The organism is Psychrobacter sp. van23A (genome assembly GCF_030845275.1).
GTDB classification, from domain to species: Bacteria; Pseudomonadota; Gammaproteobacteria; order Pseudomonadales; family Moraxellaceae; genus Psychrobacter; species Psychrobacter faecalis.
The window spans coordinates 2,614,695-2,626,672 of the sequence record NZ_CP132595.1; the positions used below are offsets into that span (position 1 = coordinate 2,614,695).

Below are 11,978 nucleotides of genomic sequence, written 5' to 3' on the forward strand. Positions count from 1 at the left end.
ATAAAAATTTTCTAGAAAACGTATCACTTTTTAAAAAACCACGTTAAACATAAACCTGATTAATTCCTAAGCCAAGAAACTATTTAACACCTCAGCCAATAACGCCGCGGCAATTAAAATAAATATCACCCCGCAACCGCGATTGAGCCATGCCAAACGCTCACCAACATCAAGCCAACCAGCCAGCTTTTTACCGCCAATGGTATAAATCAGCTGCCAAATCGTCTCGCTCAAAAACAGCCCACAAGTCAGCATAATATACTGCGGCCACAGCGGCGCGCTAAAATTGATAAATTTGGGAAAAAAGGCGGCAAAAAACAATATCGCTTTTGGATTAGACAGTGACACCCACATGCCCGTTCGAAACAATAACCAATCGCTAGGCGGCGCTTTAACAGCCGCGCTCGAAAGTGAGCGCGGCATAGGCTTATCTGCCATTTCCGCAGTCGTAGTCAGCTCTTTATGAACTTCTGTACTCAGCTCGCTGGCATCACTCATTAAGCTGCTACTACCACTATCGCGCCACGATGCGACACCCAAATAAATAAGGTAAATCGCACCAACGGTCTTAATCACTGTCAATAACCATGGCGATTGACGACTAATAACATCAAGTCCAAGGAGCGTTGACAGCAGTAAAATAAACAGCCCAAGGCTTAAACCTGCCAGCGTCCATAAGGTACGCTTGACGCCATAATTAAGGCCATACTGAAAGGCCAGTAGCATGTTTGGACCGGGGGTCGCTGAGATAAAAAACGTACTTGCAAAAAATACCGCAAACAGATGCCAAGACATCAACCAACCCCTACTTTTTTATAAAAATTACCCCACTCTCAACTTGAAATAAGCAATTCAAACTGAAGAGGCGGGTTACCAAGTTTTTTGTTGAGTACAAAGCACAGATTGTGTGACAGGATTTTACGAATCAATCGATGAGACAAATGCCATAAATCTCTTGCTCTCACTCTTTGTAAGTTAAATCTTTCTGATAGCTGACCAATGACTGTTTCAACGATACGGCGGACTTTCATCAGCCGTCTTACCACAGGTTTGGGTCTATCCTCTTTCATGTTGGCTCTGAGTGGCGTTTGTAAATCCACGCCTTGAACATTGTAGTACGATGTCAGACTAGGGCTGATATACCCTTTATCAGCGCCAAGTAGCCCATGAATATGAGTGGTGATTTCTGGGGCAACCGCTCTTTCATCAACATTGGCAGGAGCAAAGGTAAAGCCTTTAATCATGCCCGATAAGTTAACAAGCAAATGGCCTTCAAAGCCATAGTACCTCTCTTGCTTAGCAGCGCAGTAACTAAAAGCTGCTAAGTCTTGATAATTCTTATGCCGATAAGCGCGTCCATAATGACAGACGGGTATCGGAAAGCCATCCATAAAATGAATGTTGTCACGGCCTTCAATTTGACTGACGTTATCTTGTATCTGCTGTTTGACTTGCCACAGATTGGCGCAGTGCTTTGCGAAGTTAGGGTATGAGCCGATGGCTGGAAACCAGTCTTGCCAATGCTGGGTAAAGTATTGCCAAATTTGTTTGTCTTGATCAAGGTGTAAAAATTCACCGACCATCTCCATGCAAATAACCTCAGGATCACTTAGCTTTGGCGCGTAACCTGCACTTCGCAAGGGTTTGGTGACGACTATTTTGTAATATTGCTCTACCATTAAATAGATATTGATGATAAATTCGTCTATGGGCATCTCACAACTCCATTGTATTCTTGGTCGAAAACAATAGATTAGTGAGGTGCTCTTCTTTTTTCAATCACTTTCGAAGTTGAGAGTGGGGTAAAAATAAACACCGCCATAAAGACGGTGTATGTCATGCGCATCTATATTGCAATAGAATTGCTTGTTGACTATTTTATCAATTAATAGCACAGCTGTTTAGCAGCTTTTGTAAAAACTCATCACAACGTGCCATTTCACTTAGCGCGACATATTCATCGGCTTTATGCGCCTGCTCAATGCTACCAGGACCGCAAATAATCGTTGGGATGCCGCTATTAGTAAACTGACCGCCTTCAGTTGCATAAGCGACTTTATGACGTGTATCGTCACCGGTCAGAGCGATAATTAACGCTTGTAGCTCAGCGCTATCGCTATCGGTCATCGCTGGTACACTCTCTTCTTGTAGCAGCTCAATACCAGTATCGGCAGCGCGTGCTTGCATTTGGGCGCTGAGCTCTGCAACTTTTGCCGCAATCGGTGCGAGGATATCGTCTTGTGTCATATGCGGCAGATTACGATAATCAAAGGTAAATTCACACAGTTTAGGGACGATATTGGTCGCGGTGCCGCCTTGTATGGTGCCAACAGACAATGTCGAATAAGGCACATCAAACATGGCGTCGTTATCGTCGCGCTGGCTGATTTCTTCTGCTAAAGTATCAACATAACCAATCAAACGACTGGCATAGCTAATAGCGTTGACACCTTGGGCAGTCAATGACGAATGCCCAGACTTGCCATGAACACGGCAACGGTAAACCGCGATGCCTTTATGCGCCACCACCATCGCCATGTTAGTCGGCTCACCGACGATACAGTAATCAGGCGTAATACCGCGCGCTTTCAAATCTGCCAAGAGTAGCGGTGCGCCCAAACAGCCGACCTCTTCATCAAACGACAATGCCAAATGCAATGGGCGACGCAGCTGGCCTGCGTTAGAGAGTTTTACCGCTTGCGGCAATAGTGTCAGCGCACAAGCAATAAAGCCTTTCATATCACAAGCACCGCGACCGTATAGCTTGTCGCCACGAATGGTCGCGGTAAACGGCTCCGACGTCCAGTCTTGCCCATCTACTGGTACGACATCGGTATGACCCGATAGTACCAGACCATGATTCACTTCATCGGCATCTTTTCCCGCTGGCACCGTAACGAATAAATTGGCTTTATTTTTAGCATCATTAAAGGTTAAACCTACCGTTAAGCCCAATTGCTCGCAATACGCTTTCACATCGTCAATCAACGCCAAATTTGAATGGCGACTGACCGTATCAAACGCAATTAATCTTGTCAGCCAATCAATACTGTCTTTTGGATAATTGCCAGTAGAATAATGAGTATTGGGCGTTTCTCGTTCTGCAACGTTATCGTAATTTTTTAGCGTCATAAGACTTCCTTATCGTACTAAGATAAAAAGGCACAGCTTTTTTAATAAGCGTAATAATGAAGACACGCCCTAGCCTTTTTAAGCAGATTTTTTATTTAAGTTTTTTACTTATTTTTTTGAAATGAACGCTGCTGTAGGGCTCTGATTTCTTCATCTAAACCGGCAATCGGACCTTCGACGGGCACATTCGGTGCAACTTCTTGGATACTTAATGAATGGATGGGCGATGTTGAGCTCACACCCATCTCGTCCATCCATTTACCGAGCTGTTTTGATGAGCTGATATAGACAATACGACCCAGACCAGCCCACGCATGTGCCGCTGAGCACATGGCGCAATGCTCACCCGAGGTATATACCACGGCTTTTGCTCGTGCCTCAGGGGTCATATTTTGCGCGGCCCACTTGGCGACGGCAATTTCAGGATGGTAAGTCGCATCGACCGTATTGGCACGATTACGATCTTCTTGTAATACTTTGCCATTGCCATCGACCAACACGCTACCAAACGGCGCATCGCCCGCCTCTAATGCTTCAGCAGCGAGCTCAATGCAGCGGCGTAAATAAACCATCTCATTATCAGTAGTCATCATCATATCCCTTTCATTATTTTGGATAGCTATCCAATAGCCAAGTACCATTTCTCTGGCATCAATCTCAGCTATTTCTCATTCCCTTTATCCTATCATGTTAATTATGATGGGCGGTTTTGATTCATCACATCAACGACCGGCGGCATCGGTTTAGGCAACCTACCTTCTGCTTGTAGCTCTTTGGTGGTTTTGGCATCGATAGCCAAGCCAGCAATCAGAGCAATATCTTTCACAGGCTTGCGTTGACGCGTAGCAAAACTAACCGGAACCATGCGTGCAAATTCAAAAATATGCAGATAAGACTCTTCGCCACCTTCGAAGTCTTCATCATCTTCTAAACGTATCGCGCCAATTTTTGCCAAATCTGAAAGCATCTCGTTTTCTTCAGCGCTTAGACCACAATCGGTAATACCAAAACCGGTCATAAAGCCATTTGCCCACTGTTTCAGCGCCATCACGCGCTCGTACAGGTCATGTTCATCATCTGGCACCAGTGGCATATACGCATAAGCATCGTCTTTGTCTTTTAACTGAAAAACGATGTCTTCTGCCTCTTCGGTGAGTAAAGTTAATGCGGCATCAGGCAGCGGCGCAAAGCTCAGCTCTTCAAACACCTTTGCCCAAACTGGCTCATCAGGGGCATTACAGGCGGTCATCAGCCCCGTCATCAAGCCGTGTACCTCGCTGATAGACACGTCCGTCCAGTCATCAAACGCAGCCAGCCAAGTATTCCAGCCAGAGATATTGTCATTCATAATAGATGTCCTAGTAATTGATTAATAGTGGTAAATACCAACAGACGCCGCCCGATATGATTCATAAAGCGGCAAGTGATAAAAGTCACAAAACAAAGCGCCATACAATTACTTTGTTGATATAGATATTATGCGGTCACCTATGGCATTATTAAACGCAGAGAACAAAATTCATTTACGCTTACTTGTTAAGGATAAAAACTGACTATGTATGACCAACTTAGAATATTAGAAAAAATGGTACTCGATATTAAAAAACAGTATCAGCTTGTCAGTGCTGAACTTAGCAGCCTCAAACAACAACCAGTGACTGACCCAAAAGAGCTTACCGCTCTTAAAACCAAGCTCGATAGCAGCTATAGCGAGCGTGACGGTGCCAAAAAACAATTAAACGATCTTGATAAGCGCTACCAAAGCCTTGCCGAAGCCCATCATATGATTGGCGAAGAACAAGACAAATTAAACAAGCAGATTGAGCAATTACAGCACCAAAACCATGCACTGCAGCAGCGTAATAATGAATTAAAACAGCAGTATAGCGATATTAAGCAGCAAAATAGTGACTTGAAGAAGAAAAATGAATTGGCCGCTGAGCGTACCCAAGTGGTCTTACAGCGTTTGACACGCATTGACCAAGCCGAAAGTTAAGCAGACGTTGATATTCATCATGCTTAACTTGAGCAATTTTGCTGATTAACTTTATCTATTCAGCATTTAAGTTTATTAGGTTTATCAGCACCCTATTTAGAGCAGTGACAGCTATTTATTCACTTTAATGACACATATTGTAGGATTTATCATGACCGATGACCGCGCAAACCCTGTAGAGCGTCAGCTGCCAAGCAGTCAGACCCATAACATTCAATCCAAAAACACTCAATCAACAGCCATTCCAGCAAAAGACAATCAAACACAAACCACGCAACCACAAAAAGCCATGCCAAATAATTCGAACCCGCAAAATAACAATGCAAATAGCAATGTAAACAATAACGCAAATAACAATAAGACAAATAGTAATACGGTAAATAGCGCTGCTAAACCTGCAAGCGCTCCTGAACCACAAATTAAAAAGGTCGATGTGGCGATTGCTGGCGTAACCTACCCTATTTTTTGTCCTGTACACGAGCAAGAAGAATTGCGTGCAGCAGTTTCCTATATCAACGACTTTGCTCTAAAGTTAAGAAGAGATGCACCAAGTCTTAGCCAAGAAAACCTACTGGTATTAACCTGCTTAAATTTATATGAAAAAATCCAAACTCATGAAAGAAACGAAGAAGATCGTCTCCAACAAAGCAAACAGTCTGAAGCACTGCTCAACAAAATTATGAAAGATGCGCATTCCATTTTATAAATTTGCCTCAATATTAAATAGGTATTCTAAAAAGATAAGCGCTTAACTCATCAGAGCTAAGCGCTTTTTTAAATGGTGATAAAAGCTTATCGACTTGTGATTAACAACTTATGGCTTACAAGTTAGGCATCTGCTTGATAAGTCTTACCAGCATGAAAGTCTGCTTGATGCTCATAATTGCAAAAGAACAATGCTTTATTAGCGGCCATATCATTATTACTATTTAAAGTAGGTGTAGATTCCAGCACACCGCGATACTCAGCCAAACTGTTGCCACAAAAATCACACTGGCGCGGCGTGGTCACATCGCCCTTTTTTGGCATCATGCTTTTTGGCGCACGCGGGTACATAAACTTATAAAAGCCCCACATCACAGCCCAGATAATAAGAATTACAATGATAACGGCCAACACGGCAATGCTCCTTTGGATACGTTCTAAGACATTATAAACCCAACGCTGTAGAATAAACGTATAAAAAACTGGCCATATACAGCCAGTTTTTTAAGTCGTTAATAAATTAACCTCATAGATGCTTAAACTAACAGAGGTCTATCACTGTCGAACTATAATGAACAAACTACAGCTGCAGCTCACTGATGTCAGCCACGGTTAAGAATAAGGCGCGCACTTGCTTGAGCAGTGCTAAGCGATTGTTTTTCAGCGCCGCATCTTCACTATTGACCATGACGTCAGCGAAAAAGTCTGACAAAGGCGCATCCAAACTGACCAGCGTTTGCAATACTTGCGTATAGTCAGCAGTTTCTAGCAAAGGTTTGACCGCCGTTTGCGCTTGCTGAATCGCTTGATATAACGCTTGCTCAGCAGGTTCAGATAATAGCGCTTCATCGACAGTGTCAGCGACACTTACTTCTGATTTCGCTAAAATATTGGCAACACGTTTGTTTGAATCGGCAAGCTTTTCGGCTTGTGGCAATTCACTAAAGGTTTGCACAGCGCGAATACGCTGATCAAAATCGAGCGGCATATGCGGATTGATTGCTTGCACGGCTTGAATCGTATCGACACTGACGCCCTGCTCGGTATACATCGCCCGATAGCGCGAGTTTAAGAACGCCATCACTTGGGTAAAGGTATCGCCCATTTTAGCAATTTTACTGCCTTCACTGGTGCTATAACCTTTAATCGCTTGCTCAACGAGCACCACCAAATTAATTGGTAATTGCTTTTCAATCAAAATACGCAAAATTCCAATGGCTGAACGACGTAAGCTAAATGGGTCTTTTGAGCCAGTCGGTGCTTGGTCAATGGCGAAAATACCAACCAACGTATCTAAACGATCAGCCAACGCTAAGCAAATACCAATCGGTGTCTGCGGTAATACATCACCGCTGAACTTAGGCAAATATTGCTCTTGCAGGCTGGCCGCGACGGCTTCAGGTTCATCATTTAAGCGCGCATAATACGTACCGGCGATACCTTGCAGTTCAGGATATTCACCGACCAATGAGCTAGCCAAATCCGCTTTGGATAATATTGCAGCTCGTACCGTTTCATCAACATTAATATCGCGTCCTTGCTGCTGCATCAGTGTAGCGATAAAGGCAGCAAGCTTAGCAATACGTTCAGACTTTTCCCAAATCGTACCGAGCTTATCTTGGAAGACACGCGTTTTTAGGCTTTCAGTCAAAGCAAATAAAGGCTGCTTTTGGTCTTGCAAGAAGAAAAACTCCGCATCAGCTAAACGCGGACGCACGACTTTCTCATTGCCTTCGATGATTTGATTCGGATCTTTTGACTCAATATTGGTGATAAAAATAAAGTACGGCTGCAATTTGCCTGCTTTATCGGTCAAGCAAAAATACTTTTGATCCGCTTGCATGGTCGAGATAAGCGCTTCTTGCGGCACTTGTAAAAAGCGCGGCTCAAAGTTTGCTCGCAGCGCAATCGGGAAATCAACCAACGCCGTCACTTCATCTAACAAATCTTGCGGCACGATAGGATCGGCATTAACTTCATCGGCTAGCGTTTTGACTTGATTTTTGATCAACGTTTGACGCTTATCAAAATCTGCCACGACTTTTAAACCATCGAGCAGCTGCTCATAATCATTGGCGTGCGTAATCTCGTGATAGTCAGGACTGTGGAAGCGATGACCGCGCGTTTGCTTGCCAGTTTGATGTCCTTGGATAGTCGCATCAATGACCACATCATCTTGCATCAATACCGCCCATTGTACCGGACGTACAAACTCATTGCGGCTCTCGCCAGAACGCATACGCTTAGCAATCGGCAAATTATCAAGCGCGGTTTGGAAAATAGTAGGTAGTAACTCAGTCGTCGCTTGACCCTGAATAATCTGCTCATAGCCGACATAATCACCTTTATCGGTGTTAATAGTGATCAGCTCGCTGGCGTCGATACCTAAACCCTTAGCAAAACCCATCGCTGCGCGCGTTGGATTACCATCGCTATCAAACGCCGCTTTAATAGCCGGACCACGTTTTTGCTCGCTACGATCAGGCTGCTTATCGCTGATACCCTCAATTTGAATCGCCAAACGACGCGGCGCGGCAAATGCTTTGATGCTATCAAACGTGATATCAGCCTCATTTAACTGCTCGGTGACACTTGCTTGTAGCGCATCACGTAGCGGTTTTAGGCTTTTTGGAGGTAGCTCTTCACACCCCAGTTCAAATAAAATAGTACTCATGGGATGCTCCTATTTATTATTGTTAGTAGTTTGATTATCATCTGTATTTTCAGTTAGCACATCTTCTTTTGGCAAATACTTATCGAGCGCCGCTTGACGATGGGCCTCATCGGCCAACGGAAAGCCCAATTTGGCGCGTGCTTCGACGTAACCAAAGGCAACTTTACGCGCCAGCGTACGTACCCGCAGAATAAAACGCTGACGTTCTGTCACCGAAATCGCACCGCGCGCATCAAGCAAGTTAAAGGCATGCGACGCTTTTAGTACCATCTCATAGGCAGGTAATGGCAAACCTTCAGCAACCAACTTATCCGCCTGTTGCTCATAAAAATCAAACATCTGACCCATCATTGGCACATCAGCGTGCTCAAAGTTATAGGTTGATTGCTCAACTTCGTTTTGATGGAAAACATCGCCATAGGTTACGCGGCCAAATTCGCCATCTGCCCAGACCAAATCATAGACGCTATCAACGCCTTGCACATACATCGCCAAGCGCTCAAGCCCATAAGTAATCTCGCCTGTCACGGGGAAACACTCGATACCGCCAACTTGTTGGAAATAAGTAAACTGGGTGACTTCCATGCCGTTGAGCCAAATCTCCCAACCAAGTCCCCACGCACCAAGCGTTGGCGACTCCCAGTTGTCTTCAACAAAACGCACATCGTGCACCAATGGATCAATACCGATAGCGCGTAGTGAATCCAAATACAGCTCTTGGATATTGGGTGGATTGGGCTTTAAAACCACTTGAAATTGATAATAATGCTGCAAACGGTTCGGGTTATCACCGTAGCGGCCATCGGTTGGACGGCGTGATGGTTGCACATACGCCGCATTCCAGCGCTCAGGACCTAGCGAGCGCAAAAATGTCGCGGTATGAAAGGTACCAGCGCCGACTTCCATATCATAAGGCTGCAAAACCACACAGCCCTTATCAGCCCAGTAGTTCTGTAAGGTGAGAATTAAATCTTGAAAAGTCATCGGCTGAGCGTGTTTTTCTGCGGTCATCGAAGTTGTCGCTTGAGATGTCATAGTTTGGATTGTCATAGTTTGGGGCATGTCATAACGCCGCGGTGGAATAGGTATTATAAAATAAGATATTGATAGCGCGCGTATGGCCTATTTGGCAACGGCTCTATTTGCCTGCTCACCTTACTAAAAATTGACCATTTTATCTATATTTAGCGCAATTAAATTTGTCTAAATCGCTCAAATAGCCAGTTATTGGCTATGTTCATCGTCAAACTATACCTATCAGCGTCGTTAAGCCGATAGATATAAAAACAAGATAAAAAAATACCCAAATGCGTGAGCATTCGGGCAGGAGGAAAAGTGTGTCGCAGGCATCCTGATGAGTCAGGCTTTTTGTTTTTTCATGGGCTATTGTTTTTATTCTAGCCTTGTATTTTACGTTCTTAACGTTGTCTTTATTTAAATGACTTTAGATTTAGATAACATTAATATTAACAATCAATATTCATCTTAACTTTATAACTTTGCTTTTACTGATAAGACTGATTATTTGCTTTAGGCATGATTATCCATAAGATAATATAAATTAAGATGCCTGGGACAGCGGCGCTCATGGTGGAGACAATCACAAATAACAATCTAACCCATGTTGGCGACCAGCCGACATATTCTGCAATACCGCCCATCACACCTGCGATCATACGATTATTTCTTGAGCGATGTAATTTTGCTAACTTAGCCAAATCAAATACCTCTCTTATTATTTCTACTTATTTTGAATGTATTATGTAACGTTATTCTTATCATTTATTTTAAAACGTTATAAAAATTCATAGCCCTTTTGAACTTATGAACTTATGAACTTATGAACTTATGAACTTATGAACTTATGAACTTATGAACTTATAAATAAGTATAGCAACTATTGACTTTTTATCTGTTGATGATATAGACGTGCTTTGTGAGTTTATGCTACTTAAGCTTACTCTAAGCTCTCATAATTGCGCCTAAACTCCTGATTTTAAATAACTATTTCAAAATGTTTCACTATTCACTTTGTTTCGCTTATATTACATATTCTGTTACAAGTTTAAAAAGCTCAAGCAATCACTTTAAATCTGTTTAGGTGTAAAAACTTTATTATCTATTGATAATTTAATATTAAAAGCCCTTTCTAAAATAACGCCTATTTACAATAACCTACCTGTAAATCTATCCAAACCTTTATACCATGCTATTAAATCATCAAGGCTTAGGAAATATGAATTGCCACGATGAATCATAACTAAAATAAAAACAGCACATAAGGAAAGCTATGTACGAATCAGGACTAATAATTGGACATTTTGAACCGCTACATTTGGGGCAAATGCGCAGTATATTGGACGCCGCAGGACAAGCAAAGACGCTGCATATTGTGATTATGACGCACCCTGCGCCGCATCCAGACTTTACTATTACCTTGCAAGATAAGGCACGTTGGCTACAGATGGCGTGCGCAGATTTGCCCTTTATCCATATTCATACCACTGATGAGATTGAGCTGCCGCTGCATGAAAGCTTTGCCGATGTAATCATCGATATTGCAGCTAGCAATGCCAAGCTGCAACGATTGATAGACGCGTTAGCGCTGCCGGCGGACACGGTTTTGTTTGCCGCAGAAAACCATCCATTAGCCCAATCGGACATTTCTGGACAGTTAGTCATGCCAGTAGTCACGACGCCATTGCAATCTGAATTTGATTCTTACGCTATTGCACATAATCCGGTCGCCCACTGGTCGGCGCTGCACCCACAAGTACGCGGCGACTATACCAAAACGGTGGCGATTGTTGGCGGTGAAAGCTCGGGCAAGACGACATTGGTACATAAGCTTGCCAACTATTATGGGGCCAGCTTTGCGCTAGAGATGGGACGGCTGTATGTCGGTACAGATTTGGGCGGTAGCGAGATTGGCTTGCAGTACAGCGATTACGGACCCATTGCGCTCAATCATGCCCAAGCAATCCGTGATGCCGCCGCTAGAGCAACAGCGCCCGTAACTATTGTTGATACTGACTTTGTCACCACTCAGGCTTTTTGTGAAGAGTACGAGGGTCGTAGCCATCCTTTTGTGACTGCTTGTATCGATGAGTTTCGCCTAGACCATACCATTATGGTCGATAACAATACCCCATGGGTTGATGATGGCATGCGCTCATTGGGTACGCCTGAGGCTCGCGGTCGCTTTGAGCAGCGCTTATTAGATATTTTCGCCCGTCATGATATTAAGCCGCATATGATTGATAAACCAGATTATGATGCCCGCTATAGGCAAGCTTTGTTAATTATTGATGAGGTTATTTATGGCAAGTAACAGTATCAAAAAACGAAAATAAAAAGAACGAAAGCAAAAATTATTGCTAGAAGTAAATGACTATGACAAGTATTAGAAATGGCAAAAACGGCATACTAAACCATACTAAAAAAAAGAAAAAAACTATTATAGCTTTTATA

12 protein-coding genes are annotated in these 11,978 nt (G+C 43.3%); 3 read left to right on the plus strand and 9 right to left on the minus strand.

Annotated features, from left to right (window positions below; genetic code table 11):
* Nucleotides 1-66: 66 nt before the first annotated feature.
* The 5 genes from RAH45_RS11105 to RAH45_RS11125 form a co-directional block, all read right to left on the minus strand.
* Nucleotides 67-795, minus strand: a complete 729-nt coding sequence (locus RAH45_RS11105; protein WP_068408308.1) for a LysE family translocator — start codon at nucleotides 793-795, stop codon at nucleotides 67-69.
* Between the two features lie 38 nt (nucleotides 796-833).
* Nucleotides 834-1,715, minus strand: a complete 882-nt coding sequence (locus tag RAH45_RS11110; protein WP_306495275.1) for an IS982 family transposase — start codon at nucleotides 1,713-1,715, stop codon at nucleotides 834-836.
* A 166-nt stretch (nucleotides 1,716-1,881) separates the two neighbouring features.
* Complete coding sequence (gene argE / locus RAH45_RS11115; RefSeq protein ID WP_068407471.1) at nucleotides 1,882-3,132, minus strand: acetylornithine deacetylase; 1,251 nt, start codon at nucleotides 3,130-3,132, stop codon at nucleotides 1,882-1,884.
* Between the two features lie 104 nt (nucleotides 3,133-3,236).
* Nucleotides 3,237-3,728, minus strand: a complete 492-nt coding sequence (locus tag RAH45_RS11120; RefSeq protein ID WP_264753718.1) for a nucleoside deaminase — start codon at nucleotides 3,726-3,728, stop codon at nucleotides 3,237-3,239.
* A 98-nt stretch (nucleotides 3,729-3,826) separates the two neighbouring features.
* On the minus strand, nucleotides 3,827-4,480 hold the full coding sequence (locus tag RAH45_RS11125) for a UPF0149 family protein (RefSeq protein ID WP_068407473.1): 654 nt from the start codon (nucleotides 4,478-4,480) through the stop codon (nucleotides 3,827-3,829).
* Nucleotides 4,481-4,687: 207 nt separating this feature from the next.
* Between RAH45_RS11125 and RAH45_RS11130 the strand changes: the two genes are divergently transcribed.
* Both RAH45_RS11130 and RAH45_RS11135 read left to right on the plus strand, forming a co-directional pair.
* Nucleotides 4,688-5,128 carry a hypothetical protein gene (locus RAH45_RS11130; protein ID WP_068407475.1) on the plus strand — a complete coding sequence of 147 codons (441 nt, stop codon included), beginning with the start codon at nucleotides 4,688-4,690 and terminating at the stop codon, nucleotides 5,126-5,128.
* Between the two features lie 151 nt (nucleotides 5,129-5,279).
* Nucleotides 5,280-5,834 (plus strand): cell division protein ZapA, encoded by a 555-nt coding sequence (locus tag RAH45_RS11135; protein ID WP_068407477.1) that lies wholly within the window; start codon nucleotides 5,280-5,282, stop codon nucleotides 5,832-5,834.
* A 122-nt stretch (nucleotides 5,835-5,956) separates the two neighbouring features.
* Here RAH45_RS11135 and RAH45_RS11140 read toward each other — a convergent pair whose 3' ends face one another.
* From RAH45_RS11140 to RAH45_RS11155, 4 genes are all read right to left on the minus strand, one after another.
* Complete coding sequence (locus RAH45_RS11140) at nucleotides 5,957-6,247, minus strand: hypothetical protein (protein WP_369957748.1); 291 nt, start codon at nucleotides 6,245-6,247, stop codon at nucleotides 5,957-5,959.
* Nucleotides 6,248-6,413: 166 nt separating this feature from the next.
* Entirely contained in the window at nucleotides 6,414-8,507 is a 2,094-nt protein-coding gene (gene glyS / locus RAH45_RS11145) for a glycine--tRNA ligase subunit beta (RefSeq protein WP_306495276.1), read from the minus strand.
* 9 nt (nucleotides 8,508-8,516) lie between these two features.
* Entirely contained in the window at nucleotides 8,517-9,542 is a 1,026-nt protein-coding gene (glyQ, locus tag RAH45_RS11150) for a glycine--tRNA ligase subunit alpha (RefSeq protein WP_369811331.1), read from the minus strand.
* A gap of 470 nt (nucleotides 9,543-10,012) precedes the next feature.
* The gene (locus RAH45_RS11155; protein ID WP_068407485.1) at nucleotides 10,013-10,225 is read right to left on the minus strand and encodes a PspC domain-containing protein; all 213 of its coding nucleotides are present in this window, start codon (nucleotides 10,223-10,225) and stop codon (nucleotides 10,013-10,015) included.
* 572 nt (nucleotides 10,226-10,797) lie between these two features.
* Here RAH45_RS11155 and nadR point away from each other — a divergent pair.
* Nucleotides 10,798-11,838 carry a multifunctional transcriptional regulator/nicotinamide-nucleotide adenylyltransferase/ribosylnicotinamide kinase NadR gene (gene nadR / locus RAH45_RS11160; protein WP_068407488.1) on the plus strand — a complete coding sequence of 347 codons (1,041 nt, stop codon included), beginning with the start codon at nucleotides 10,798-10,800 and terminating at the stop codon, nucleotides 11,836-11,838.
* Nucleotides 11,839-11,978 lie beyond the last annotated feature (140 nt).

Bases quoted from the DNA above. Each gene is read 5' to 3' on its own strand.
- RAH45_RS11130 (WP_068407475.1), top strand. From the start codon at position 4,688: ATGTATGACCAACTTAGAATATTAGAAAAAATGGTACTCGATATTAAA.
- nadR (WP_068407488.1), top strand. From the start codon at position 10,798: ATGTACGAATCAGGACTAATAATTGGACATTTTGAACCGCTACATTTG.
- RAH45_RS11110 (WP_306495275.1), bottom strand. From the start codon at position 1,715: ATGCCCATAGACGAATTTATCATCAATATCTATTTAATGGTAGAGCAA.
- glyQ (WP_369811331.1), bottom strand. From the start codon at position 9,542: ATGACATCTCAAGCGACAACTTCGATGACCGCAGAAAAACACGCTCAG.
- RAH45_RS11105 (WP_068408308.1), bottom strand. From the start codon at position 795: ATGTCTTGGCATCTGTTTGCGGTATTTTTTGCAAGTACGTTTTTTATC.
- RAH45_RS11125 (WP_068407473.1), bottom strand. From the start codon at position 4,480: ATGAATGACAATATCTCTGGCTGGAATACTTGGCTGGCTGCGTTTGAT.
- RAH45_RS11120 (WP_264753718.1), bottom strand. From the start codon at position 3,728: ATGATGATGACTACTGATAATGAGATGGTTTATTTACGCCGCTGCATT.
- argE (WP_068407471.1), bottom strand. From the start codon at position 3,132: ATGACGCTAAAAAATTACGATAACGTTGCAGAACGAGAAACGCCCAAT.
- glyS (WP_306495276.1), bottom strand. From the start codon at position 8,507: ATGAGTACTATTTTATTTGAACTGGGGTGTGAAGAGCTACCTCCAAAA.
- RAH45_RS11135 (WP_068407477.1), top strand. From the start codon at position 5,280: ATGACCGATGACCGCGCAAACCCTGTAGAGCGTCAGCTGCCAAGCAGT.